Below are 25,134 nucleotides of genomic sequence, written 5' to 3'. Positions count from 1 at the left end.
ACTACTCGGATGACCCCCGGCCGGAGTGCCCGTGATCCCGGTCCCGCCACAGCCACCACGGCGCGGACCACGACGGCGGCCCGTGCGACTCGGCCTGCGTCGGCTTGTCCTTGTCCCGGCCCCAGCCCTTGCCCGGCTTGTCCCGGGTCGGCGAGTCCTCGCTCTCGTACGGCGTGGCGTCCGTGGTCGGCAGGTCGTCGCGCGCACTGCCGCGGGACGACGACTGCGTCGGCTCGACCTGGTCCGACCGCTCGCCACCGGTGCTCGAACCGTCGGTCTGCGGCTGCTGCCGCGCGGGCGGCCCGGCCGGCTCGATCGACTTCGCGGGCGGCTGCGACTTCTCCACGACCGTGCTCGGCAACGGCGCGCCAGGGTAGGGCAGCGTCACCTCGTCGGGCGCGATCAGCACCTGCGGCGGCGAACTCAGCCGCGACTCCGGCTCCGCGATCCGCAACTCGACCCCGCCCTGCTCGGGCAGGCCGATCGGCTGCGAATCGTCGACCATCGCCGGGCCCACCGCGAACCCGACCACACCCGCGGCCGTGGTCGACGCCAGCGCCACGCCGATCTTCAGCTTCGACACCAGCACGGTCTTCAACGTGGTCAGCACACCCGACGTCGCACCGCCACTGGCGGCCGTGCCCGCGGCGACGGCGGTGGCCGGCACCAGCAACGCCACCGCACCGGCGTGCGCCCGCAGCGACGAGCAGACGTCCCGCAGCTCCGCGTGCATCGCCCGGCAGGACGCGCACCCCAGCAGGTGACCGCGGATCCGCCGCGCCTCCGCACCGGTGACGCTGCCCGCGGTGTAGCCGCCGAGCTTCTCGATGACCCCGCGGCAGCTGACGTCGGAAATCCGGTTCATCGCCAGGTGCGCCTGCAGGTACGCGGCACGCAGGCCCTGCCGGGCCCGCCGCGCCAGCGCCGCCGTCGCGTTCGCGCTCAACCCGAAGTGCGGAGCCACCACCGCCGGCTGCTCACCCTCGACCTCGGTCTGCCACAACACGGTCCGCCAGCGCTCCGGCAAGCTGGTGAAAGCGGTGGTGATCAAGCTGTGCTCCGCGGTGCGGGCGTGCGCGTCCGCGCCGGCCCCCGCGCGGTGCGTCAGCTCGTCGTCGGTGACCGGCACATCGCGGCGCGCGCCGTGCCACTCCCACGACACCCGGCGCGCCACCGTCAGCAAGTACGCGCGGATGTGCTCCTTCGGGCCGTTCCCGCGGCGCAACGCCTGCAACACGCGGAAGAACGTCTCGGCGGTGATGTCCTCCGCCTCGGACGAATCGGCGGCCAGACTGCGGGCCAGCCTGCGGACGGCGGAAGCGTGCAGCTCGAACAACTCGCGGAACGCGGCATCCTCACCGGAACGCAGCCTGCTCAACAGAGCCTGCTCGTCCTCCGATGCCATGCGCTGTTCCGGCACCGCCGCGTCGTCCGTCATGCGGCCAGCCACCTCCTCCCCCGCGGGACTAACCCGTTCGGTTGAATGGAGACACCATACGGAGCGAAACGCTCGCCGTCACCCCTTGTACTCCCGGAGTGACCGAGTTCCCTCCGACAGGGCGACGCACACCTCGCAGCCACCCAAGATCACCCCAAAATGGCCACCCCGTCAACCCGGCGAATCGCGCCCGTATAGACTGTCCATCGCACCGGTTGACCCGGGGCACGCGGACGTAGCGCAGCTGGTAGCGCATCACCTTGCCAAGGTGAGGGTCGCGGGTTCGAATCCCGTCGTCCGCTCGTAGCTGGCCGACCCCTGCTCGCGCTTTGCGCTTCGCCGGGGCTACTCGCCATTGCATTGGGGGTCGACCCCCAAACCCCCGCCAGGAGGGCTTCGCCCCCTGGACCCCCTCCCGGCGCCGGATCGTGCGGATCTCGCCAGTGCCGTCCCCTGAACCCCTCCCGGCGCCGGATCGGTGCGGTCGTCGCCTTCGCGTGGTTTGAGCTGCGGTTTTTCTTGTTTGTCGGGGTCTTTGTTGGTTTTTGGCCAGTGTTCGGCTGCCGTTCCCAAGATTCACCTGATCGTGTGGGTGGCTGGGGTCAGGGTGGGTGGGGTTTCTCGTCCACTGGAGGTTTTCTTGTCTGGAGTCACTCGGCGGCGGGTCTTGGGGGCTGGGGCTGCGGCGGCGGCCTCGGCGTTGATGCCGCCCAACGTGCAACGGGCGCTGGCCCAGGAAGCGCCGAAACGCGCATCCCTGCGGGACATCGAGCACGTCGTCCTGCTCATGCAGGAGAACCGCTCGTTCGACCACTACTTCGGCACCCTCTCCGGCGTCCGCGGGTTCGACGACCCGGACGCGGTGCGGCTGCCGTCCGGGCGGTCGGTGTTCTACCAGCCCGACGCGCAGAACCCGGCGGGCTACGCGCTGCCGTTCCACCTCGACACGCACGCGACCAACGCCCAGAAGATCCCGTCCACCTCACACGCCTGGCAGGTCCAGCACGACTCGCTCAACGGCGGCAAGATGGACAACTGGCTGCCTGCCCACCGCAAGGCCGACGGCAAGAACGGGCCCTACGTCATGGGCTACCACACCCGCGCCGACCTGCCCTTCCAGTTCGCCCTCGCCGAGGCGTTCACCATCTGCGACAGCTACTTCTGCTCCGTGCTCGGCCCCACCTGGCCCAACCGCATGATGTGGATGACCGGCACCATCGACCCCGACGGCGAACACGGCGGGCCGATCCTCGACAACAAGGCCCCGGCTGGCGGCTACACCTGGAAGACCTACGCCGAACGGCTCACCGAAGCCGGCATCAGCTGGAAGGTCTACGAACAGGACGACACCTACGGCTGCAACATGCTGGAGAACTTCGCGGCCTTCCGCAACGCCGCGCCGGACTCCGAACTCGCCGTCAACGGCCTCACCGACGAAGGCCAGTTCGAGTACGACGCGCGCAACGACAAACTGCCGACCGTCTCCTGGATCATCACCACCAGCACCCAGTCCGAGCACCCCGACTACACACCGGCCGACGGCGCCGCGTTCGTCGCCAGCAAGATCGACGCCATCGCGGCCAACCCGGACGTGTGGGCCAAGACCGTGTTCATCCTCAGCTACGACGAGAACGACGGCCTCTTCGACCACGTCGTCCCGCCCATCCCGCCCGCGGGCACCCCCGGCGAGTTCGTCACCGGCACCTCACCCGGCGGCACCAAGGGCAACGGGCTGTGGATCGGCGGCGGCTTCCGCGTGCCGTGCATCATCGTGTCGCCGTGGACCGCGGGCGGCTGGGTGTGCAGCGAGAACTTCGACCACACCTCCCAGCTGCGGCTCCTCGAACGCGTCACCGGCGTCGCGGAACCCAACATCTCCGCGTGGCGGCGGTCCACCTTCGGCGACCTCACCTCCGCGTTCCGGTTCCACGAGGGCGGGACGAAACCGCCGACGCTGCCGGACACGAGCGGGCCGCTGACGCTGTCCCGGTACGAGGCGGCGAACCTGCCCGCCCCGGCGATGCCGCCGACGGTCAGCGAACCGCCCACCCAGGAGAAGGGCCACCGGCCCCGGCTGCCCCGCCACTGAACTCTGCCACTGAACCCGGGCCTGGGGGCCGCTCCGGCGGCCCTCAGGTCTCCCGGCGGATCATGCGGCCGGCGCCGGCCGCGACGGTCGTCGCCAGTACCCAGCCCATCGCGGTGAACCCGTTCGACACCCACTTGTCCAGGTCGTGCATGTACCAGCGGCCCTTGTTGCCGAAGTCGACGATCGGCACCAGCAGGTCCAGCGTGTACAGCACCGGGTTCCACTCCAGGCCCGTCTCCTGCTGGTCGACCGCGCACCGCGGGCCGCTCACCATGTACCGCACCGGGTCGTTCACACACGAGTCGGTGCCCGTGCCGAAGTAGACGCTGCCCGCGGCCAGCAGCGCGATCAGCCAGGCCAGCGCCCGCACCGGGCGGTAGCCGTAACCGACCATCCACCGCTGCAGCCAGCTCCACAACCGCACACCAGGCCCGAGCACCCGGTAGCCCTGGGCGAGCGCCTCGTAGCGGTACTGCTGCTTCTTGAACAGCACCGTCGACGCGTGCTCCTCGTTGCCGCTGTTGCGCAGCATCGCGGCGAGCTGGTCGTAGGGGCCCGGCCGGTACCCGGCCATCGCGGTGCGCAGCCGCTCGATGCGGTCCCGCACCGCGGCGTCGTCCTTCATGTCGATCGGGCGCTTGAGGACGTCGTAGCGGAAGTCCTCCAGCTCGATGCCGCCCTCGGCCTGCCAGAAGTTGTCGTTGTCCTCCAGCGTCTGGCAGTGCGCGTGCCGCAGCACGATGCTGCCGGTGGCGGGCTCGGCGAAGTTGAGCAGGAACTCGTCCGCCCCCACGTCGCTGGCGTCCAGCGCGATCGCGTGCTTGTTGTACGAGCCCAGCACCGCGCCGGTGAAGTCGATGCGGCGGCCCGCGGTGGCGCCGTCCATGTTGACGCCGCCCTCGGCGTGGAACGGCTGCTCGCCGGCGCTGGTGAGCGTGATGTCGCGGCCCACCTTCACCGTGCGCAGGTCCACCGAGAAGCTGGTCCGGTTGCGCACCGCCGGCTTGGTGACGTCGGTGCCGTAGAGGTACACGCTGCCGCCGACCTCGACGCCCTGCAGCCGCAGCGTGCCCTCGATGGTCGCCTCGTGCAGGTGGAAGTTGCCCGCCACCGTCATCCGGCGGGCGGACAGGACGTCGCGTTCCGCGTGCCGCAGGCGCACCCGCCCGGCGAGCAGGTTCCCGCGGACCGTCACGTCGGCCATCCGCAGCTGGCCGGACGGGATCTCCAGGCCGGTCGCCTCCAGATCGCTGCTGATCTGCGAGCCGTCCAGGTGCAGCGCGCGGTCGTAGTACGGCTCGACCGAACCGCGCGGCACCGTGATGCGCGCGCGGGCCAGGCGCAGGGTGCCGCCGATCTTCGCGTTGATCATGCGCAGCGTGCCGACCGCGGACAGCCCGTCGGACAGCTCGACGTTGCCGTCCACCTGCCACCGGTCGCCGACCAGCGCCGGCCACGGGTCGACGTACGGGTCGCTCGACTTCCACGCCTCGACGACGATCCGGCCCTGCTGCTCGCTCTGCAGCTCGGCGGCGCGCAGCACGATGTCGCCGTTGACGCGCATGCTCGGCAGGTGCAGCACACCGTGCGCGGAGAACGGCTGCCGCGTGCTGGCCGCGCCGTAGTTGTCGACCTCGCACAGCAGGCTGCCGCCGATGTGCGCGCCGTTCCCGTCGAGCGCGAAGCCGTCCGGGTTGCGCAGCTTGGCGCCGGAGAAGTTCACGTTGCCGCCGGTGCGCATGCCGGGGAGCCGGACCTCGCCCTCGGTCTGCATGCGGTAGGCCAGCAAGGCGCCGGCGATGATCAGCCGGTCGGCCTGGATCGCGCGGCCCTGCGGGTAGTCGACCGCCGTGCGGGTGAGGACGACCGACCCTTCGACGACGGCGTCGGTCAGGTTGATCGCGGCGTCCGGCACGCCGCGCTCGCGGGTGTCGCCGCGCTGCACCGCGGTCTCGCCGTCGTCGCTGCCCGGCAGGACCTGCACGACGCAGCGGATGAGGCGGACGTCGTTGCGGCTGCGCAGGTTGCGGGCCTTGAGCCCGGGCAGCCAGCAGCGCCGGAAGACCAGCCCGAGGATCTTGGCCTCGCGCACGTCCGGCGGGTGCTCGAAGCGACAGTTCTCGAAGCGGAACAGGCAGTCCAGGTCCGCCCCGCGCAGGTCGAGCCGGCCGGTGATGTAAGCGTTTTCCACGGCGACGATCGGGGCGTTGCTGGTCTGCTTGCGCCAGCGCAGCAGGCCGCCGCTGCCGGGCTCCAGCAACGGTCTGAGCAGCTCCTCCGCGGCGAGGTGGTAACGCCGGTCCGGCACTCCGCGGAAGGGATCCAGGGCAGGCAACTCCCGCTCCGCCTGACCCGGCTGGCCTACCGGCATCCGTGAATCCCCCTCCTTCACCCGCCTGCCCACAAGGCTCCGACGAACAGGCGACGCCGCGGGTTCCCGGGCCGGTGCGCTAGAAGCCTATCGCCACCTTGATGGCCGCGGCAGCAACTCCGGTGCCGATCGCGGTGGCCGCTCCGAGGGCCCACTTGCCCGCCCGCTGCAGACGGCTCAGGGTCTCCGGGCCGTCGCCGCGCTCGGCCGCCTCCGCGGCCGCACCGATCTCGGCCACGACGGCGTCGTGCTCGCGCGTCGTCGCCTGGCGCTTCAGCTCCAACCGGAGGATCTCCAGTTCACCGGCCAGCCGCGGAAGATCCAGGCGGTCACCTTCGCCCTGCCAGACCTGCTGGAACGTCATGTCCTTCGCGCGCGCGTTCCGGCCCACGGCGCCCGTCTGGCCGGAGACCTCGTACTTGTCGCCCATCACAACCTCCATCGCGGTCTCGCGGGTCGTCGAGTCGTAGTCCCCCTCGAGATCGACGAGGAAGGACGCGTAGCGGTCGACCGCGTCCTGGTCGGTCAACTCCAGGAAGTCCTGCTCGAAGAGCTCGAACTCGGTGGCGAGGACTCCGGGCAGCTCCTCCGTCCCGCGCACCAGCCGAGGCTGGTACTCGTCGGGGATCGCCGGGTGGTGACGGTAGCCGGGATCGGCGGTCAGTTCGATCGTCGGCACGCCCGCGGCCGTCGCGAAGCCGGTCAGGTGATCCCGGGGCTGCCCGCTGGACGCGAAGGTGACCAGCACGGAAGCGGACCGGATCTCGTCGAACGGCCGCCACGGCGGTGCGTCGGTCCGCTGGTCCAGGACGCCCACCTCGTACTCCGCGTACTGCGCTATCCAGCGCGCGGTCGCCTCGACCAACGGTTCCGGAGCGGACTGGACGATGAGGCAGGAACGGCGGCGGCCGAGCGGCACGTAACCGCCGGGTGGCGTCGAGGCCAGGTAGGCCTTGAAGAACCTCAACGCCTGGCGGTGCGCCGGGGCCTGGCGCAGGAACGACCGGTAGGAGAACCGTTGCTGCGGAACGTGCGGCGATACCACGTCGTTCGGCAGGGTGTCCTCGATGAAGACGAGCACCGGGAACCCGGCCCGCATCGCCAGCGCGAGTTCGAACAGGATGTGCGGCGACGTGCCGTCCTCGCGGCGGCTCAGCACGGCGATCATCCCGTCACTGGCGTTGAGATGGCGCTGCAGCTTCGCGCCGTTCACCGAGTCCGATGGCGGATCGAGGCTGGGCACCAGACCTTCGCTGCGCATCAGACGGCCGAAGTAGTCCACGATGCGCGCGTCCCGCTCGCGGTAGCTGTGCGCGAAGTACAACACCGGCATCCGGGCACCCTCCCCGCGACGATCGCCCACCTGGCTCGGACGATCGTCGCGGACGAGGGGGGTCCCGCGCTACTACTCGTCGACGTGGGCCGGGTTCAGCACGCGCGACAGGAACGTCTGCGTGCGCTCGTGCTGCGGGTCCGCGATCACCTGGGACGGCGGCCCCTGCTCGACCACTACGCCACCGTCCATGAACAGCACCACGTCGGCCACCTCACGCGCGAACTGCATCTCGTGGGTGACCACCAGCATCGTCATGCCGTCGCGGGCGAGCTGGCGCATCACGGCGAGCACGTCGCCGACCAGCTCCGGGTCCAGGGCGGACGTCGGCTCGTCGAACAGCATCACGTCCGGGTCCATGGACAACGCGCGCGCGATCGCGACGCGCTGCTGCTGGCCGCCGGAGAGCTGCGTGGGCAGCGAGCGCTCCTTGCCGGTCAGCCCGACCTTGCGCAGGTTCTCCATCGCGATCCGCTCGGCCTCGGCCTTGTCCCGCTTGAGGACCTTGCGCTGCGCGATGGTGAGGTTGTCCAGCACCGACAGGTGGCTGAACAGGTTGAACGACTGGAACACCATGCCGATGCCCCGCCGCGCGCGGTCGATGTCGATGTCCGGGTCGGTGATCTCGAACCCGTTCACCACGACCGAGCCCTCGTTGGGCTCCTCCAGCAGGTTCACGCAGCGCAGCAGCGTCGACTTGCCCGAGCCGGACGGCCCGATGATGCAGACCACCTGCCCGCGCCGCACCTCCAGGTCGATGCCCTTGAGCACCTCCAGCCTGCCGAACGCCTTGTGCAGTCCGGACACCTGGACGATCACGTCGCCGGTCACGCTTCGACCTCCAGTCCGCGCTGGCTCTTGCGCCCGGTGCGCCGCTCCAGGTACCGGGACAGGTAGCCCAGTGGGATCGTGATGATCAGGTAGCACAGCCCGGCGAGCAGGATCGGCGTCAGCGACCCGGTCGCGTTCAGGCCCTCGCGGCCGAACTTCGTCAGCTCGTACTCGTCGCGGGCCAGGCCCAGCAGGTAGATCAGCGACGAGTCCTTGGTGAGCAGGATCAGCTCGTTGGTCAGCGGCGGCAGGATGATGCGGAACGCCTGCGGGATGACGATCGAGATCATCGCCCGCCCCTGGGACATGCCCAGCGACCGCGCCGCCTCCCGCTGACCCGCCGGCACCGCCTGGATGCCGGCCCGGATCGTCTCCGCGATGTAGGCGGAGCCGACCAGGCCGAGCGACAGCATCACGGTCGAGTAGATGTCGAACTTCAACCCGAACGCCAGCGGCGCACCGAAGCCCAGCGTGATGAACACCAGCAGCGCCGGGACCCCGCGGAAGAACTCGATGTAGACGGTCGCGATCCAGCGGTACGGCCCGACCGGCGACAGCTTCATCAGGGCCAGCACCAGACCGACGGCCAGCCCGAACGCGAACCCGAGCGCGGTGTAGACGATGGTGTTGACCAGTGCCGTCGTGATGACACCGGGGAACTGCGCGCGGGCCGCGTCGACGTTGAAGAACGCGCGCTGGATCTCGCCCCAGTCGGCCACGAACGCCGCGACCAGGATGACGATCACCAGCAGCGCGTACTGCGCGCCCCGGAACAGCTGGGCGCGTTTACGGCGAGACATCGCCACGGTGGAACTCCTCGCAGAAGTGGCTTCCGGTTACTTGCTTTCCGGCAGCTTGTTGAACCACTTCTGGTAGATGGCGTCGTAGCGGCCGTCCGCCTTGGCGGCGTTGATGACCTCGTTGACCTTCGCCAGCAGCGCGCCGTTGCCCTTGCGCACGGCGACGCCGTACTGGTCACCGGTCTTGAACTCGGTCGTCACCTCGACGTCCGGGTTGGTCTTGAGGAACTCGTAGTGCACCGAGTTGTCGTTGATGCCTGCGTCGACCTGGCCGGTCTTGACCGCGGTCTGCTCCAGGGCGAGGTCCTCGAACTGGACGATCTCGTAGCCGTACTGGGCCTTGTTCGCCTCTGCGTAGTCCTCACCGGTGGTGCCGAGCTGGACGCCGAGCTTCTTGCCGCGCAGCTTCTCCAGGCTGTCGATGCCGGAGCCCTTCTTGACCAGCAGCGCCTGGTTGGCGTCGAAGTAGCCGACCGAGAAGTCCATCACGGCCTGCCGCTCCGGGGTGATCGTCATCGCCGCGGCGGCGACGTCGCACTGCCCGGTGTTGAGCGACTCGCCGGACTCGATGCCCTCGAACGGGGTGTCGAAGATCTTCTGCTGCACGCCGAGGTTCTGCGCGACCATGTCCACGAGGTCCACGTCGAACCCGACGGTCTTGTCACCCTCGGTGAACTGGAACGGCGCGTACGGCAGGTGCGTGCACGTGGTGAGGAAGCCGGTCTCCTTGAGGCTGATCTCACCGCCGGCCTGGGTGTCGCCGCCGGTGTTGACCTCCTGCGCGCAGGCCGTCGCGGTCGCCGCGATGGCGAGCGTGGCCGACAGAACAAGCGCATTGCGTAACGATCGACGCGACACGGTTTACTCCTAGTAGGTCATACTTATCGAGTGCACGCATCCTGCCACTTGTTGACGGTCACGCACAGCATCGAGTGGTTACGGCCGCATTTCGGGTCTACCCGGTAACCAGTCGGTAACACGGGGGTGACCCTGCGTGGCCCGGAGCACAGGCAGACTGTGGCCGAAACCGCGGTGCCAACGTCGTCACGGTGGCGGCCGCTGCTGTTCATCAAGCGAGTGGCGGGCCGACGGCTCGCACCGTGGCCTGCTGCGCGACGGACCCACTTACCGCTTCACCGCGGCGCCCGCCGGCAGCGTGTTCGTCCTCGGGGACTGGGGGGCTGTCGGGTGGGCGGCTCCCGGCGCCGGACCAGCAGTCGTCCCTGCTGGTGGTCGGCGCCGGGGTCGCGATCAGCCGCGGGCGTGGGCGTCCAGCATGTGCGCCACCGCCTCGGTGAGCCGCTTCGCCTGGGCCAGGTGCAGCCACTCGTCGGGGACGTGGGCGTTCGAGTCGGGGCCCAGCGCGCCCGTGACCAGGAACTGCGCCTCCGGGTACTTCTCGCCCAGCAGGCCCATGAACGGGATCGACCCGCCGAGCCCGACGCTGCGCCACGGCGCCCCGAAGACCTCGTCGCTGACCCGCTCCAGCGCCGAAGCCAGCCACGGCGACGGGTCGGGCGCGTTCCAGCCGTTCGCGGACTCCAAACCGGACAGTTCGACCACCGCGCCGTAGGGCACGTCCGTGGTCAGCGCCTTCTCCACCGCGTTCAGCGCCGCCGCCGCGTCGGCCGTCGGCGGGAGGCGGAAGCTCAGCGCCAGCGTCGTGTGGTCGCGCAGGACGTTGCCCGCGTTCGCCGGCTCCGGGAAGCCCTCGGCGCCGATCACCGACAGCGTGGGCCGCCACGACTGGTTCAGCAGCAGCTCCAGCTCGTCGTCCGACACCGGGCGCATCCCGGGCATCAGCGGGAACGAACCACTGATCGCGCCGGGGGCCACCGCGACCGTCGCGGCCGCCTCCTCACGCCGGTTCGCCGGGATGTCGACGTTCAGCTCCGCCAGCTTGATCTCGCCCGTCTCGGCGTCCTCGATGCGGTCCAGCAGCTGCCGCAGCACCCGGAACGAGCTCGGCACCACGCCGCTGGCGAGCCCGGAGTGCGCCGCCGCCTGGAGCACCCGCACCGTGACATGCACCTGCGTCATCCCGCGCAGGCTCGTCGTCAGCCACAGCCGCTCGTAGTCGTTGCCGCCGGAGTCCAGGCACACCACGAAACTCACGCGGCCCAGCCGCTCGGACAGGTGCTCCAGGTACCGCGGCAGGTCGGGGCTGCCCGACTCCTCGCCGGTTTCCAGCAGGATCACCGATCGCGCGTGGGCGCCGCCTGCCGCGTGCACGGCTTCCAGCGCGGCCGTCGCCGCGTAGCCGGCGTACCCGTCGTCCGCCGAGCCGCGGCCGTACAGCCTGCCGTCGCGGACCACCGGGGTCCACGGGCCGAGCCCCTCCGCCCAGCCGCCGACCGGGGGCTGCTTGTCGAGGTGGCCGTAGAGCAGCACGGTGCCGCGGTCCTCCGCGCCGGACGTCGCCGGGACGTCGACGAGCAGCACCGGGCTGCATCCGTCGAGCCGCACCACGTCGAGCGTCGCGCCGGGCAGACCGCGCCCGGCGATCCAGTTCTGCACGTGCCGCACCGCGGCGTCGAGGTGCCCGTTGGCGGCCCAGTCGGGGTCGAAGGCCTGCGACAGGGCGGGGATCTCCACCAGGCCGGACAGGCTCGTCAGCACCTCGCCGTCCCAGAGGCGCTGCACGGTTTCACGCACGGTCGTCTGCTCCACCCGGGCCATTCTGCCAGCCATCGCCAGGTCACAGTTCGGCTCCGCATTGGCCTCCACCCGTGACCGCTAGCCACCTTCCGTATTCAATGTGATCTCAATCACCCACATTGGGGACAAAACGCCCGGTTCGACGAGGAACGGAGGGCACGCCTTGTCACCACCCGTGCTGGCGGTGAACAACCTCGAAGTGGTGTACGACGACGTGGTGCTGGTCCTCCGGGGCCTCAGCCTGGAGGTCCCCGACGGCGCGATCGTCACGCTGCTGGGCGCGAACGGAGCGGGCAAGACGACCCTGCTGCGGGCGATCACCGGCCTGCTCGTGCCGCACCGCGGCAAGATCACCAAGGGCACGGTCCGCTTCCGCGACGAGGACATCACCGGCGCCGACCCAGCCGTCGTGGTGCGCAAGGGCATCGCGCAGGTGATGGAGGGCAGGCGGATCTTCGCCGAGATCACCGTCGACGAGAACCTGCGCACCGGCGCCTACACCCGCCGCGCCCGCACCGAGGTCCGCGAGTCCTACGCCCGGGTGATGGACCTGTTCCCGGTACTGAAAGAGCGCCGCCGCTCGATCGCCGGGTACCTCTCCGGCGGCGAGCAGCAGATGCTCGCGATCGGCCGCGCGCTCATGGCGTCGCCGAAGCTCCTGCTGCTCGACGAGCCCTCGCTCGGTCTCGCGCCCAAGCTGGTCGAGCAGGTGCGGGACATCATCGTCGAGATCAACGGCCAGGGCACCAGCGTCCTGCTGGTCGAGCAGAACGCCGTGATGGCGCTGTCGATCGCCGGGTCCGGCTACGTCGTCGAAACCGGGAAGGTCGTCAAGGACGGCCCCGCCGCCGAACTCCTCGCCGACGAGGACATCCGCGAGTTCTACCTCGGCGCCGCCCAGCACGAGGAGCGGCGCAGCTTCGCCGAAGTCAAGAGCTACCGGAGGAAGAAGCGATGGAGCGCGTGACCACCAGCGACCCCGCACCCGCCCGGGAGGACGAAGCCGACACCGATCGACCGATCCTCGAAGTCCGCGACCTGACACTGCGGTTCGGCGGGGTCACGGCGCTGGACGGCGTCAGCTTCGAGGTCGGCCGCGGCGAGCTGTTCGCCGTGATCGGCCCGAACGGCGCGGGCAAGACGTCGATCTTCAACTGCCTCAACGGGGTCTACCGACCGCAGGAGGGCAGCATCACGCTCGACGGCCAACGGCTGGTCGGCCGCGCGCCGGCCGCGATCGCCGCGATGGGCGTCGCGCGCACGTTCCAGAACCTCGGCCTGTTCGAGCACCTCACGCTCATCGAGAACCTGATGCTCGGCCGCCACCACCTGATGCGCACCGGGTTCGGCACCGGGATGCTCTGGTGGGGCCGCGCGAAGCGGGAGGAGGTCCGGCACCGCGCGGCCGTCGAGGAGATCGTCGAACTGCTCGAACTCGAGCCGTACCGCCGGATGCCCGCCGGGATGCTCCCCTACGGCGTCGCGAAACGCGCCGAGCTGGGCCGCGCGCTGGCGATGGAACCGTCGCTGCTGCTGCTCGACGAGCCGGTCGCCGGCATGAACCTGGAGGAGACCGAGGACACCGCGCGCTACCTGGTCGAGGTCCGGCGGGAGCTGGGCCTGGCGATGATCCTCGTCGAGCACGACATGCGCCTGGTCATGGACCTCGCCGACCGGGTGCTCGCGCTGGACTTCGGCGTCGCGATCGCCACCGGCAAGCCGTCGGAGATCCAGAACCACCCCGCTGTCATCGAGGCCTACCTGGGCGGTGCGCGATGAGCACGGCACTGGCCGCTCCCCCGGACGTGCGGACGCTGCCCGCGCGCCTGCTGGAACACGCCCGCACGCTGGACGACAAGACCGCGATGCGGGAGAAGCACCGCGGCCGCTGGCGCGAGTGGACCTGGTCCGCCTACGCCGAGCGGGTCGCCAACGTCGCCGCCGGCCTGCGCGAACTCGGCGTCGAGCCGGGCGACCGGGTGGCGATCCACGCCGAGAACCGGCCGGAGTGGGTGGTCGCCGACCTGGCCGTGCAGGGCATCGGCGCGATCAGCATGGGCGTCTACCCGACATCCCCGGAGACCGAGGTCGAGTACCTGCTGTCGCACTCCGGCGCGAAGGTGCTGATCGCCGAGGACGAGGAGCAGCTGGACAAGGCGCTCGCGGTGCGCGGCAGACTGCCCGACCTGCGGCGCCTGGTGGTGATGGACCCGCGCGGGGTGCGCGTGGAGGCGCTGCCCGACCTGATGACGTTCGAGCAGCTGGAACGCCCGCGGGACAACGCGTTGCGCGACTACCAGGAGTCGGTGTCCCGGCTCGACCCGGACGCCACCGCCATCCTCGTCTACACCTCCGGCACCACCGGACCGCCCAAGGGCGCGATGATCTCGCACGCCAACCTCGTCGCGGCCGGGCGCACCTTCATCGACGCGCTCGGCGGCGGCCCGGACGACGAGGTGCTGCCCTACCTGCCGCTGTGCCACATCGCCGAGCGGCTGACCTCGGTGATCGACTCGGTGTGGGCCGGTTCGGTGGTCAACTTCGGCGAGGGCGGCCCGTCCTTCCTCAACGACCTGCGCGACGTGCAGCCGACGGTGTTCCTCGGCGTGCCGCGAGTGTGGGAGAAGATGCTGGCGGGCACCGAAATCCGGATGGCCGACGCCTCGCGGCTCAAGCGCGGTCTCTACCGGTTCTGGCTCAAGCAGGGCCGCCGGATCGCGCCCCGCCGCATGACCGGGCGGCTGTCCGCGGGCGACCGGTTCCGGCTGTGGCTCGCGGAGTTCCTCGTTTTCCGCGCCCTGCGGGAGAAACTCGGACTGGTCCGGGTCCGCACCGCGTTGTCCGGCGCCGCGCCGATCGCGCCGCAGGTGCTGGAATACCTGTGGGCCATCGGGGTTCCGGTGCGCGAGGGCTACGGCCAGACCGAGAACACCGCACTGGCCACGCTCACCCCGGACGGCGACGTGCGGCTCGGCGCGGTCGGCAGACCGCTGCCCGGCGTGGAGGTCCGCATCGCCGAGGACGGCGAGATCCTCACCCGCTCGGCCGGGGTGTTCCAGGGCTACTTCCGCAACCCGGAGGCCACCGCGGCGGCGGTGGACGCGGACGGCTGGCTGCACACCGGCGACGTCGGCGAGATCGACGCCGACGGGTTCCTGCGAATCACCGACCGCAAGAAGGACATCATCATCACCGCGGGCGGCAAGAACATCTCGCCGTCGGAGATCGAGAACCGGCTGAAGGTCTCGCCGTTCGTGCGCGAGGCGATCGTGATCGGGGACCGCCGCAAGTACCTCACCGCGTTGATCGGGATCGAGGCGGAGACGGTCGGCAACTGGGCGACCCGCCGCGGCCTCGCGTACACGACCTACGCCGACCTGTCGGCCAAACCCGAGGTGGTGGCGCTGATCCAGCAGGTGGTCGACGAGACCAACCGGGAGTTCTCGCAGGTCGAGCAGATCAAGCGGTTCTCGTTGATCGGCAAGGAACTCGACCACGAGGCCGGCGAGCTGACCGCGACGCAGAAGGTCAAGCGACGGGCCATCGAGCTGCGGTTCGAGCACGAGATCGAGGCGATGTACCGGTGACGACGTTCCTGCAGAACTGCTTCGCCGGACTCGCCCTCGGGTCCACCTACGCCCTGGTGGCGCTGGGTTTCGTGGTCATCTACAAGTCGACCGGCGTGATCAACTTCGCGCAGGGCGGGCTGCTCGCGCTCGGCGCCTACCTCGGCTTCACCTTCGCCAACAACCTGGCGATCGCCTTCGGCGTGGCGATCCTGCTGGCGTGCGCGTCGGCGGCCCTGGTGGGCGCCGGGTTCGAGCGGATCGTGCTGCGGCGCATGGTCGGGCAGCCCCCGTTCGCGGTCATCATGATCACCATCGGCCTGCTGTTCGTGCTGGAGCCGCTGATCACGGCGATCTGGGGCTTCGACAACCTGCAGGTCGAGAACCCGTGGAACATCCAGACCGTCGAAGCGGGCGGGATCGTCTTCGGCGTGCGGGACCTGTGGACGATCGGGCTGACCGCGGCGGTCGTCGTCGGGTTCTTCCTGTTCTTCCGCTTCACCTCGCTCGGCCTGGCGATGCGGGCCACCGCGTTCGACCCGGAAGCGGCGCTGGCGCAGGGGATCAGCGCACGCCGGGTGTACGCGGTCTCGTGGGCCATCGCGTCGGCGCTGGCCGCGCTCGCCGGGATCACCATGGCGGCCGGGCCGGGCGGGCTGTCCCCGTCGATCGGGTTCATCGCGCTCGCGGCGTTCCCGGCGATGATCCTCGGCGGCCTCGACTCGCCCGCGGGCGCGGTGCTCGGCGGCATCGTGATCGGGCTCGCCGAGGCGCTCACCCGCGGCTACCAGGACCAGCTGTTCTCCTGGGCGGGCGACAACGTGTCGATCATCGTGCCCTACCTGCTGATGATCGTGATCCTGCTGATCCGGCCGTACGGCCTGCTGGGAACCAAGGACGTACGGAGGATCTGATGCCCAAGCCGCACCGCAACCTCGTCCGGGACTACGCCCAGGACCTGCGCCTGTTCGGCTCGCCGATGTCGAAGTTCGGGCTGGCGCTGATGATCGCGGCGTTCCTGGTGCTGCCGACGGTGCTGCAGGACGACTTCTGGCTGTCCGTGCTGATCTACGCCGGCATCACCGCGGTCGGCGCGATCGGCCTCAACCTGCTCACCGGCTACTGCGGGCAGATCTCGCTCGGGCACGCGTTCTTCATCGGCGCGGGCGCGTACGTGACGGCCAAGGTCGGCGGCGACTTCGGCCTGCCGTTCCCGCTGTGGCTGCTCGCGGCCGCCGGGATCGGCGCGTTGCTGGGCGGGCTGATCGGGCCGTTCACGCTGCGGCTGCGCGGCCACTACCTGGCGATCGTCACGCTCGGGCTGGTGTTCGTCGGCGAGCACCTGTGGCGCAACCTCGACGACTTCACCGGCGGCAACTCCGGCACCTCGGTCAACGCCGACGTCGCGATCGGGCCGGTGAACTTCGCCGACCTGTCGATCTTCGGCGAGAGCTACTCGCGCAACCAGGGCTGGTTCTGGCTGGTCTGGGCGCTGGTCGGGCTGGTCGCGCTGCTGGTGAAGAACCTGGCCCGCACCCGCCCCGGCCGCGCGCTGCAGGCGGTGCGGGACCGCGACCAGGCCGCCGAGGTGATCGGCGTGCGGGCGGGCCGGTACAAGATCGGCGCGTTCATGATCTCCAGCGCGATCGCGTCCGTCGCGGGCGCGCTGTTCGGGTCCTACCAGCAGTTCGTCAGCCCCGACGAGTGGAACCTGCTGCTGTCCATCCAGTACATCGCGGTGATCATCGTCGGCGGTCTCGGCACGATCTTCGGATCGGTGCTCGGGGCGCTGTTCGTCGGCGCGCTGCCCGCGTTGATCGACCGCTACAGCGACGTCATTCCCGGCGTCCAGACGAGCGTGGGCGATTCGGGGTTCATCAGTGTGTTCGCCCTCAACCAGGCCATCTTCGGGTTGCTGATCGTGCTGTTCCTGGTGCTCGAACCACGCGGGCTCGCGGGCATCTGGCTGCGCGTCAAGACCTACTTCAAGGCCTGGCCGTTTTCCTACTAGAGAGGCTGTCGAAGTGGCTTGCGTGGCGGTGCGGGTGGCGGAACCTGAGGCGGCCCCTGGCTGTGGGATCGCCTCCTCATGACCGCCAGGTCACCACGTCGGCGCTGTCCTCGCCAGGAACCACCTCAGAACCCGCGGCGGTGCCGGCGGGCGGCCCACCGCAAGCGGCTCCGCCGCTTATCAAACAGAACCCAGTCGAGGAGGCGTCCATGAAGATAACGCGGATCGCGGCGGCACTGGCCGCGGCGACGCTCGTGCTCGCCGCGTGCGGCGGCGCGGGCGACGACGAAGGCGGTGGCGGCGGGCAGGCCGGCAACCCCGGCGCCACCACCGGCTTCGACGGCACCACGATCAAGCTCGGCGTGCTGTCCCCGCTGTCCGGGCCGGTCGCGGTCATCGGGCAGCCGCTGACCTCGGGCAACAAGGTCTGGTTCGACGCGCTCAACGCCCGCGGCGGCATCGCGGGCAAGTACAAGGTCGAGCTGGTCCAGGAGGACACCCAGTACCGGCCGGAAGTGGCGGTGCAGCAGTACAACAAGGTCAAGGGCGACGTCGTCGCGTTCACCCAGCTGCTGGGCACGCCGTCGACGCTGGCCGTGCTGCCGCAGCTGCGCGCGGACAAGATGCTCGCCGCGCCCGCTTCGCTGGACGCGCTGTGGGTGCGCGAGGAGAACCTGCTGCCGGTCGGCGGCCCGTACCAGGTGCAGTCGATCAACGCCATGGACCACTACCTCACCGAGGGCGGCGGCACCAAGGACTCCAGGATCTGCACGATGGTCCAGGACGACGTCTACGGCGAGGCGGGCCAGGCCGGGATCGACTTCGCGGCGAAGAGCTACGGCTTCACCGTGGCGAACACGCAGCGCTTCAAGTCGGGCACGGAGAACTACGCCGGGCAGATCGGCGCGCTCGCCGGCGCCGGCTGCCAGATGGTGTTCCTGACCGCGACCCCGACGGACGCGGCCAAGATCTGGGGCACCGCGGCGCAGGCCCGGTTCGCGCCGAAGTGGTACGGGCAGTCGCCGAGCTACACGTCGGCGTTCGCCAAGTCCGCGATAGCGCCGTACCTGCAGCAGTACGTCACGATCGTCGCCGAGGGCACCGAGTGGGGCGACAACTCCGTGCCCGGCATGGCCGACATGGTCAACCGGAAGAACCAGTTCGCGCCGCAGCAGGAGCCGGACTACTACTTCGCGTTCGGCTACAACCAGGCCCGCGCGATGACCGCCGTGCTGGAAAAGGCCGTCGAGCTGGGCGACCTGTCCCGCGACGGCATCCTCAAGGCGTCCAGCGAGCTGGGCACGGTGTCCTTCGACGGCCTGACCGGCGACTACAAGTACGGCCCGGCCGACACCCGCAACCCGCCGCGGTCGAGCACGCTGTTCAAGGTCGACCCGTCGAAGCCGTTCGGGCTCGCCACCCTCAAGTACAACTTCAGTTCACAGGCGGCACAGCAGTACCAGTTCACCAAGGCCAACCTGTAACCGGGTGGCGTGACGCAGGTCACCAGCACCACCGAGACGGGCCACCTCCCGAGCGCTCTCCGCGACGGAGGTGGCCCGTCCGTCACTTCCGGGCAGGTGAGCGCGCGCCTCCAGGGCCGACTATCGGTGGGTCGTCGGTCGGGCTTCCGAGCGTTTGCCCAGCTCAGGGCGGACTTCCACAGCAACAAATCAGGCGCGGACCTGCACTCGCGGGGCTGGTTCGTGTCAGGATGTTCCCCGTAAGCCGTCACGGCCGACGGCTGCCGAGCGCTTCGGATCCGAAACGTCGGTGGCCGCCGGTCAGCCATCAGCGGCCGCCACAAGCGGCCTCGTGGCAGGACACCGAGGAGAACGCGCATGCCGTCCCCCGAACAGTGGACGCACCCGGAGCCCGGCGAAGGACCGGCCGCACAGGCCGCACAACCATCGCGGGAGCAGGTGATCGCCGGTTTGCGAAACACGGACGCTGGTGGCGCTGAGGTGACTCAGCTGCTCACCCCCGAAGGCGAGCGGATCGCTTCGCCGCAGTTCGACCGCTACATCTCCGACGTCGACCCGGAAGCGCTGCGCGGGCTCTACCGCGACATGGTGCTGGTCCGCCGGGCCGACCGGGAAGCCAACGCCATGCAGCGCCAGGGCCAGCTCGGCATCTGGGTCCCGCTGCTCGGCCAGGAAGCCGCGCAGGTCGGCTCCGGCCGCGCGCTCAAGCCGCAGGACATGGCCTTCCCCAGCTACCGGGAACACGGCGTGGCCTACACCCGCGGCGTCGACTTCAAGGAACTGCTGGGCATCTTCCGGTGCACCGACCACGGTGGCTGGGACTTCCAGGCCCACGGCTTCCACCCGTACACCATCGTGATCGGCAACCAGGTCCTCAACGCCGCCGGATACGCGATGGGCCAGAAGTTCGAGGGCAAGGTCGGCGACGACGACGGCGAGGCGACCATCGTCTACTTCGGCGACGGCGCCACCTCGCAGGGCGACGTGCACGAGGGCTTCGTGTGGGCCGCGGTGTATGACGCGCCGCTGGTGTTCTTCTGCCAGAACAACCAGTGGGCGATCTCCGAGCCGACCGAGCGCCAGTCGCGCCTGCCGCTGTACCAGCGCGCCCGCGGGTACGGGTTCCCCGGCATCCGCGTCGACGGCAACGACGTGCTGGCCTGCCTCGCGGTGACCCGGTGGGCGCTCGAAGAGTGCCGCCACGGCAACGGCCCGGTGCTGATCGAGGCGTTCACCTACCGGATGGACGCGCACACCACCACCGACGACCCGACCCGCTACCGGCTCTCCGACGAGCTCGAGGTGTGGAAGCACAAGGACCCCATCGAGCGCGTGCGCGTGCACCTGGCGCGCAGCGGGTTCGCCGACCAGGCGTGGTTCGAGCAGATCCAGGCCGAGGCCGACGCGTTCGCCGCGGACCTGCGCGAGTTCTGCTTCAACATGCCCGAACCGCCGCCGGAACGCGTGTTCGCCAACGTGTACGCCGAACCGTCGCCCGTGCTCGACGCGCAGCGCGACGAGTACCTCTCCTACCTCGCCGGTTTCGTGGAAGCGGGTGAGCGCTGATGGCCGCCCCCGTCAAGTCCCCTGTGGACGGTGCCGTGCCCGCGGTGCAGAAGCTGACCATCGGCAAGGCCCTGAACCTGGGCCTGCGCGCCGCGATGGAGGCCGACGACAAGGTCATCGTCCTCGGTGAGGACGTCGGCAAGCTCGGCGGCGTCTTCCGCATCACCGACGGGCTGCAGAAGGACTTCGGCGAGCAGCGCGTACTGGACACGCCGCTGGCCGAGTCCGGCATCATCGGCACCGCGGTCGGCCTCGCCGTGCGCGGGTTCCGGCCGGTGTGTGAGATCCAGTTCGAGGGCTTCATCTTCCCCGGCTTCGACCAGATCTCTTCGCAGCTGGCGAAGCTGCACTACCGCACGCAGGGCAAGGTCAAGGTCCCGGTGGTCGTGCGGGTGCCCTTCGGCGGCGGGATCGGCGCGGTCGAGCACCACTCCGAGTCGCCGGAGTCGCTGTTCGCGCACATTCCCGGGCTGAAGGTCGTGTCGTGCTCCAACCCGGCCGACGCGTACTGGATGATCCAGCAGGCCATCGACTGCGACGACCCGGTGCTGTTCTTCGAGCCGAAGCGGCTCTACCACAACGGGCAGCTCAAGTCCGAAGTGGACACCAACACGCCGCCGGGGCCGCTGTTCGCCTCGCGGGTGGTGCGCCAGGGCACCGACTGCACGCTGGTCGCCTACGGGCCGTCGGTCAAGGTGTGCCTGGATGCTGCCGAGGCCGCGGCGGAAGAGGGCCGGTCGCTGGAGGTCATCGACCTGCGCACGATCTCGCCGCTCGACCTCGCGCCGGTGTTCGAGTCGGTGCGCCGCACCGGGCGTCTGGTCGCGGTCAGCGAGGCGTCGTCGGAATCGTCGATCACCTCGGAGATCGCCGCGCGCGTGCAGCAGGAGTGCTTCTACTCGCTGGAGGCGCCGGTGCTGCGGGCCACCGGGTTCGACACCCCGTACCCGCCGTCCAAGCTCGAGGAGCACTTCCTCCCCGACCTGGACCGGGTGCTGCACACCGTCGACCGCGCGATGGGCTGGTGAGGCGGGGTGCCCGAGTACAAGCAGTTCCTGCTCGCCGACACCGCCGAAGGCCTGACCGAAGCCGAGATCCTGAACGTCCGGGTGCAGCCCGGCGACGAGGTGACGGTCAACCAGATCGTCGTCGAGGTGGAGACCGCGAAGGCCGCCGTCGAGCTGCCCATCCCGTGGGCCGGTGTGATCACCGAGGTCCTGGCCGAGCCCGGCGCGACCGTCGAGGTCGGGGCGCCGCTGCTGACCGTCGACGTCGACCCGGCCGGGTCGTCCACGGCTCCGGCACAGGCGGTGAACGGCTCGTCCGCGCCGGCGCCTGCCGCGGCCGAGGAGGAGATGAAGCCGCTGGTCGGCTACGGCTCGAAGACGACCGAGGCGCGGCGCCGGCCGCGCCGGGCCGCTCCGTCCGCCGCGCCGCCTGCCGCACCGCCTGCCGCTCCGGCTGCTCCAGCGCCGGCTCCCGCGGCGGCGCGGGGTGGCTACGTGCCGCTGGCGAAGCCGCCGGTGCGCAAGCTCGCCAAGGACCTCGGTGTCGACCTGTCGACCCTGACCGGGTCGGCGGACGGCGGGATCATCACGCGCGAGGACGTCGAGCGGGCGGCCCGTCCGGCTGCTCCCGCCGCGCCTCAGACGGTGACCGGCTCGCGTGAGCGGCGGGTGCCGGTCAAGGGCGTCCGGAAGGCGACCGCGCAGGCGATGGTGTCCAGCGCGTTCACCGCGCCGCACGTCACCGAGTTCCTGACCATCGACGTCACGCCGATGATGGAACTGCGCGAGCGGCTGAAGAAGCACCCGGACTTCGCCGGGGTGAAGCTGACCCCGCTGGCCTTCGCGGCCAAGGCCGTGTGCATGGCCGTGAAGCGGACGCCGGACGTCAACGCCACCTGGGACGAGGCGGCCGGCGAGATCGTCTACAAGGACTACGTGCACCTGGGCATCGCCGCGGCGACGCCCCGCGGGCTCGTGGTGCCGAAGATCCGGGACGCGGACGCGATGTCGCTGCCCGAGCTGGCGCGGGCGGTGGACCAGCTGACCACGACCGCGCGCGAGGGCAAGACCCCGCCCGCGGACATGGTCAACGGGACGATCACCATCACCAACGTCGGGGTGTTCGGGGTCGACACCGGCACGCCGATCATCAACCCGGGCGAGGCCGCGATCCTGGCCTTCGGCGCGATCAAGGACGCGCCGTGGGTGGTGGACGGGCAGCTCGCCGTGCGGAAGGTGCTGCAGCTGTCGCTGAGCTTCGACCACCGGCTGGTCGACGGGCAGCAGGGCTCGCAGTTCCTCGCCGACGTCGGCGCGCTGCTGGCCGATCCGGCCATGGCGATCACGTACTGACGGTTCGGGGCCGCGTTCCGGCGCGGCCCCGTTCCGTTACCCGCTTGACGGAGTGAGCGCTCACTCCGCACACTGGTGCCATGACCGCTCCTCCCCGCCGGCGCGCGCCCGGCATGAGCGCCGAAGACCGGCGCCGGATGATCGTGCAGGCCGTGCTGCCGCTGGTCGTCGAGCACGGCGCCGCCGTGACGACCGCCCAGATCGCGCGCGCCGCCGGGATCGGCGAGGGCACGATCTTCCGCGCCTTCAAGGACAAGGACGAACTGCTCGACGCGTGCGTCGCCGAGGCGCTCAAACCGGACAGCGCGCTGGCGGTGATCGCCGAAATCCCGCTCGACCAGCCGCTGGCGGACCGCCTCACCGAAGCCGCGGAGGCGTTGTCGGCCCACCTGGAGCGGATGGGCGCGCTGATGGGCGCGTTGCACTCCTCCGGCAGGCTCAAGCGCGGCGAGTTCAAGCAGGGCAGGCGGGGCGAGTCGTTCCGCGCGATGCGCGAGTCGCTCGCCGATCTGTTCACCGACGAGGACGCGTTGCGGCTGCCCGCGGACAAGCTGGCGGCGATCTTCCTGTCGCTGCTGCTCGCCCGCCGCCGCGACGACCAGGGCGGGCTCGCCACGGCGGAGCTGATCGACGTGTTCCTGCACGGGGCGGTGGCGGCGTGATGCACGGTGGGGGCCCGTCGATCAGCTTGCGGCGGCAGATGCGGCGGCGCAGCAGTTCGGTCGCGGAGAGCGGCCTGACCGGCCCGGTCGACATCCCGGACCCGGCGCGGGCGGACGAGCCGAAGGACCTGCGGTCCCGGCTGGCCCGGCTGCGGCAGGCGACGAGCGGGACGGTGCGCGGGTTGCCGCGGGTGTTCCGGCTGGCGTGGCAGGCGAGCCCGCTCACCACCGTCCTGATCGCACTGTCCACTGTGGTGAGCGGCTTGATGCCGACGCTGACCGCGTACGTGGCGAAGCTGCTGCTGGACGCGGTGGTCGCGGCGGTGCAGGGGCACGGGACGACCACGCGGATCGTCGAGCTGGCCGCGCTGGAGTTCGGCGTGTTCACGATGACCGCGATCAGCACGGCGCTGACGAACGCGGCGCAGCAGCTGCTGCAGGAGCGGATGACGCTGACCATCCGGCACCGCGTGATGGACCACGCGAGCAGGCTGGACCTGCAGTTCTTCGAGGATTCGGAGTCCTACGACCAGCTGCGGCAGGCGTCGCAGGAGGCGCCGCAGCGGCCGGTGTCGATGCTGACCTCGGCGCTGGGGCTGGGGCGCACCGCGATCACGTTCGGCAGCATGGTGGTGCTGCTGGTGTCGGTGAGCCCGCTGCTGGCGGTCGTCGCGCTGCTCGCGCCGGTGCCCGCGTTCATCTCGCAGTCGAAGTACGGGTCGCGGGCGTTCGTGCTGTCGCTGTGGATGTCGCCGATCCGGCGGCGGATGGACTACCTGAACTCGCTGGTCACGACCGATACCTACGCCAAGGAGACCAAGCTGTTCGGGCTCGGGCCGTACCTGGTGGACCGGTTCCGGCGGCTCGGGCAGAACTACTACGCGCGTGAGCGGAAGCTGACGACGCGGCGCAACTTCGTGGGGACGGCGTGGAGCCTGTTGTCCACATTGGCCGGTTCCGGGATCGCGCTGTACATCGCGCTGGAGGCGGTGGCCGGGCGGCTGACGATCGGGGACCTGGCGTTGTACACGGCGGCCGCGGCGGCGGTGCAGACGTCGGTGCAGGGGTTGTTCAGCGGGTTCTCCGGGATGTACGAGAACAACCTGTACCTGGACACGCTGTACGACTTCCTGGGGACCACGCCGCGGATCACGGCGCCCACGGTGGCGAAGCCGCTGCCCGAGCCGGTGCGGGGGCACATCGAGTTCGAGAACGTGTCGTTCAGCTACCCGGGCGCCGGGGAGAAGGCGCTGGACGGCGTGTCGTTCGAGATCCGGCCCGGGGAGACGGTGGCGGTCGTCGGGCGGAACGGGGCGGGCAAGTCGACGCTGATCAAGCTGTTGTGCCGGCTGTACGACCCGACCGGGGGCCGGATCCTGCTGGACGGGGTGGACCTGCGGGAGTTCGACCCGGACGAGCTGCGGTCCCGGATTTCGGCGATGTTCCAGGACTACGTGACGTACCAGGGCACGGCGGCGGAGAACATCGGGCTCGGGCAGCTCGGCGCCCTGGACGACCGGCCGCGGATCGAGGACGCGGCGGAGCGGGCCGGGGTCGCTTCGCGGATTTCCCGGCTGCCGCGGGGTTTCGACAGCCCGCTGGGCCGGTGGTTCGACCAGGGGGTGTCGCTGTCCGGCGGGGAGTGGCAGAAGATCGCGCTGGCGAGGGCCTTCATGCGGGACGCGCCGGTGCTGATCCTGGACGAGCCGACGTCGGCGCTGGACGCCGCGGCGGAGCACGACCTGTTCGCGAGGCTGCGCGCGCTGTCCGAGGGCCGGACGACGCTGTACATCTCGCACCGGTTCTCGACGGTGCGGCAGGCGGAGAAGATCCTGCTGCTCGACCGGGGCCGCCTGGCGGAGGAAGGAACGCACGAGGAGCTGATGTCCCAGGGCGGCGACTACGCGTCACTGTTCACCCTGCAAGCGGCGGCGTACCTGGAGGAGGCTGCGTAGTCGCTGGCAG

Annotated in this window: 19 protein-coding genes and 1 tRNA gene; 13 read left to right on the top strand and 7 right to left on the bottom strand. The window is 70.4% G+C overall.

Translation table 11 applies throughout. From position 1 onward, the window contains the following. Nucleotide 1: 1 nt before the first annotated feature. Complete coding sequence (locus ABZ193_RS09505) at nt 2-1,438, bottom strand: sigma-70 family RNA polymerase sigma factor (protein WP_354709532.1); 1,437 nt, start codon at nt 1,436-1,438, stop codon at nt 2-4. A 229-nt stretch (nt 1,439-1,667) separates the two neighbouring features. On the opposite strand from ABZ193_RS09505, the gene ABZ193_RS09500 reads away from it, so the two are divergent. Both ABZ193_RS09500 and ABZ193_RS09495 read left to right on the top strand, forming a co-directional pair. Beyond that, nucleotides 1,668-1,740: transfer RNA gene (locus ABZ193_RS09500), tRNA-Gly, on the top strand. Between the two features lie 401 nt (nt 1,741-2,141). Continuing rightward, nucleotides 2,142-3,527 carry an alkaline phosphatase family protein gene (locus tag ABZ193_RS09495; RefSeq protein ID WP_354709531.1) on the top strand — a complete coding sequence of 462 codons (1,386 nt, stop codon included), beginning with the start codon at nt 2,142-2,144 and terminating at the stop codon, nt 3,525-3,527. 43 nt (nt 3,528-3,570) lie between these two features. On the opposite strand, the gene ABZ193_RS09490 is transcribed toward ABZ193_RS09495, so the two are convergent. The 6 genes from ABZ193_RS09490 to ABZ193_RS09465 form a co-directional block, all read right to left on the bottom strand. Continuing rightward, nucleotides 3,571-5,898, bottom strand: coding sequence for an oxidoreductase (locus tag ABZ193_RS09490; RefSeq protein ID WP_235716047.1), 2,328 nt, complete (start codon nt 5,896-5,898; stop codon nt 3,571-3,573). Nucleotides 5,899-5,977: 79 nt separating this feature from the next. Then, on the bottom strand, nt 5,978-7,231 hold the full coding sequence (locus ABZ193_RS09485; protein WP_020416357.1) for a hypothetical protein: 1,254 nt from the start codon (nt 7,229-7,231) through the stop codon (nt 5,978-5,980). A 72-nt stretch (nt 7,232-7,303) separates the two neighbouring features. Further along, nucleotides 7,304-8,062 (bottom strand): amino acid ABC transporter ATP-binding protein, encoded by a 759-nt coding sequence (locus ABZ193_RS09480; RefSeq protein WP_020416356.1) that lies wholly within the window; start codon nt 8,060-8,062, stop codon nt 7,304-7,306. Continuing rightward, on the bottom strand, nt 8,059-8,868 hold the full coding sequence (locus tag ABZ193_RS09475; RefSeq protein WP_020416355.1) for an amino acid ABC transporter permease: 810 nt from the start codon (nt 8,866-8,868) through the stop codon (nt 8,059-8,061). The genes ABZ193_RS09480 and ABZ193_RS09475 overlap by 4 nt, the downstream gene beginning before the upstream one ends. Before the next feature lie 30 nt (nt 8,869-8,898). Continuing rightward, complete coding sequence (locus tag ABZ193_RS09470; protein ID WP_020416354.1) at nt 8,899-9,720, bottom strand: transporter substrate-binding domain-containing protein; 822 nt, start codon at nt 9,718-9,720, stop codon at nt 8,899-8,901. 393 nt (nt 9,721-10,113) lie between these two features. Next, the gene (locus ABZ193_RS09465; RefSeq protein WP_354709566.1) at nt 10,114-11,541 is read right to left on the bottom strand and encodes a M20/M25/M40 family metallo-hydrolase; all 1,428 of its coding nucleotides are present in this window, start codon (nt 11,539-11,541) and stop codon (nt 10,114-10,116) included. A gap of 142 nt (nt 11,542-11,683) precedes the next feature. On the opposite strand from ABZ193_RS09465, the gene ABZ193_RS09460 reads away from it, so the two are divergent. From ABZ193_RS09460 to ABZ193_RS09410, 11 genes are all read left to right on the top strand, one after another. Beyond that, a complete protein-coding gene (locus ABZ193_RS09460) occupies nt 11,684-12,487 on the top strand; it encodes an ABC transporter ATP-binding protein (protein ID WP_354709530.1) in 804 nt (267 codons plus the stop codon). After that, on the top strand, nt 12,475-13,299 hold the full coding sequence (locus tag ABZ193_RS09455; RefSeq protein ID WP_020416351.1) for an ABC transporter ATP-binding protein: 825 nt from the start codon (nt 12,475-12,477) through the stop codon (nt 13,297-13,299). Before ABZ193_RS09460 ends, ABZ193_RS09455 begins: the two co-directional genes overlap by 13 nt. Continuing rightward, entirely contained in the window at nt 13,296-15,107 is a 1,812-nt protein-coding gene (locus ABZ193_RS09450) for an AMP-binding protein (RefSeq protein WP_354709528.1), read from the top strand. Before ABZ193_RS09455 ends, ABZ193_RS09450 begins: the two co-directional genes overlap by 4 nt. Continuing rightward, nucleotides 15,104-16,000, top strand: coding sequence for a branched-chain amino acid ABC transporter permease (locus tag ABZ193_RS09445; protein WP_020416349.1), 897 nt, complete (start codon nt 15,104-15,106; stop codon nt 15,998-16,000). Before ABZ193_RS09450 ends, ABZ193_RS09445 begins: the two co-directional genes overlap by 4 nt. Then, the gene (locus ABZ193_RS09440) at nt 16,000-17,097 is read left to right on the top strand and encodes a branched-chain amino acid ABC transporter permease (RefSeq protein WP_020416348.1); all 1,098 of its coding nucleotides are present in this window, start codon (nt 16,000-16,002) and stop codon (nt 17,095-17,097) included. Before ABZ193_RS09445 ends, ABZ193_RS09440 begins: the two co-directional genes overlap by 1 nt. 209 nt (nt 17,098-17,306) lie before the next feature. Beyond that, nucleotides 17,307-18,581, top strand: a complete 1,275-nt coding sequence (locus ABZ193_RS09435; protein WP_354709527.1) for an ABC transporter substrate-binding protein — start codon at nt 17,307-17,309, stop codon at nt 18,579-18,581. Between the two features lie 357 nt (nt 18,582-18,938). Then, nucleotides 18,939-20,147, top strand: coding sequence for a pyruvate dehydrogenase (acetyl-transferring) E1 component subunit alpha (gene pdhA / locus ABZ193_RS09430; protein WP_237337467.1), 1,209 nt, complete (start codon nt 18,939-18,941; stop codon nt 20,145-20,147). Continuing rightward, entirely contained in the window at nt 20,147-21,175 is a 1,029-nt protein-coding gene (locus tag ABZ193_RS09425; protein WP_354709525.1) for an alpha-ketoacid dehydrogenase subunit beta, read from the top strand. The genes pdhA and ABZ193_RS09425 overlap by 1 nt, the downstream gene beginning before the upstream one ends. Before the next feature lie 6 nt (nt 21,176-21,181). Further along, nucleotides 21,182-22,507 carry a dihydrolipoamide acetyltransferase family protein gene (locus tag ABZ193_RS09420; protein ID WP_354709524.1) on the top strand — a complete coding sequence of 442 codons (1,326 nt, stop codon included), beginning with the start codon at nt 21,182-21,184 and terminating at the stop codon, nt 22,505-22,507. Nucleotides 22,508-22,620: 113 nt separating this feature from the next. Next, complete coding sequence (locus ABZ193_RS09415) at nt 22,621-23,169, top strand: TetR/AcrR family transcriptional regulator (RefSeq protein WP_237337528.1); 549 nt, start codon at nt 22,621-22,623, stop codon at nt 23,167-23,169. Next, nucleotides 23,169-25,124, top strand: a complete 1,956-nt coding sequence (locus ABZ193_RS09410; protein ID WP_354709565.1) for an ABC transporter ATP-binding protein — start codon at nt 23,169-23,171, stop codon at nt 25,122-25,124. Before ABZ193_RS09415 ends, ABZ193_RS09410 begins: the two co-directional genes overlap by 1 nt. The last annotated feature ends 10 nt before the right edge of the window (nt 25,125-25,134 follow it).

This window comes from Amycolatopsis sp. NPDC006125 (genome assembly GCF_040614195.1).
Taxonomy (GTDB): Bacteria; Actinomycetota; Actinomycetes; order Mycobacteriales; family Pseudonocardiaceae; genus Amycolatopsis_E; species Amycolatopsis_E tucumanensis.
Note: the sequence above shows the minus strand (reverse complement) of the source record. Positions and strands in the feature narration are given on the sequence as shown.

Excerpts from the sequence above, each read along its gene's own strand:
- ABZ193_RS09505 (WP_354709532.1), bottom strand. The coding sequence starts at position 1,438 with ATGACGGACGACGCGGCGGTGCCGGAACAGCGCATGGCATCGGAGGAC.
- ABZ193_RS09450 (WP_354709528.1), top strand. The coding sequence starts at position 13,296 with ATGAGCACGGCACTGGCCGCTCCCCCGGACGTGCGGACGCTGCCCGCG.
- ABZ193_RS09415 (WP_237337528.1), top strand. The coding sequence starts at position 22,621 with ATGAGCGCCGAAGACCGGCGCCGGATGATCGTGCAGGCCGTGCTGCCG.
- ABZ193_RS09485 (WP_020416357.1), bottom strand. The coding sequence starts at position 7,231 with ATGCCGGTGTTGTACTTCGCGCACAGCTACCGCGAGCGGGACGCGCGC.
- ABZ193_RS09490 (WP_235716047.1), bottom strand. The coding sequence starts at position 5,898 with ATGCCGGTAGGCCAGCCGGGTCAGGCGGAGCGGGAGTTGCCTGCCCTG.
- ABZ193_RS09465 (WP_354709566.1), bottom strand. The coding sequence starts at position 11,541 with ATGGCCCGGGTGGAGCAGACGACCGTGCGTGAAACCGTGCAGCGCCTC.
- ABZ193_RS09435 (WP_354709527.1), top strand. The coding sequence starts at position 17,307 with ATGAAGATAACGCGGATCGCGGCGGCACTGGCCGCGGCGACGCTCGTG.
- pdhA (WP_237337467.1), top strand. The coding sequence starts at position 18,939 with ATGCCGTCCCCCGAACAGTGGACGCACCCGGAGCCCGGCGAAGGACCG.
- ABZ193_RS09455 (WP_020416351.1), top strand. The coding sequence starts at position 12,475 with ATGGAGCGCGTGACCACCAGCGACCCCGCACCCGCCCGGGAGGACGAA.
- ABZ193_RS09410 (WP_354709565.1), top strand. The coding sequence starts at position 23,169 with ATGCACGGTGGGGGCCCGTCGATCAGCTTGCGGCGGCAGATGCGGCGG.
- ABZ193_RS09425 (WP_354709525.1), top strand. The coding sequence starts at position 20,147 with ATGGCCGCCCCCGTCAAGTCCCCTGTGGACGGTGCCGTGCCCGCGGTG.
- ABZ193_RS09495 (WP_354709531.1), top strand. The coding sequence starts at position 2,142 with ATGCCGCCCAACGTGCAACGGGCGCTGGCCCAGGAAGCGCCGAAACGC.
- ABZ193_RS09440 (WP_020416348.1), top strand. The coding sequence starts at position 16,000 with ATGCCCAAGCCGCACCGCAACCTCGTCCGGGACTACGCCCAGGACCTG.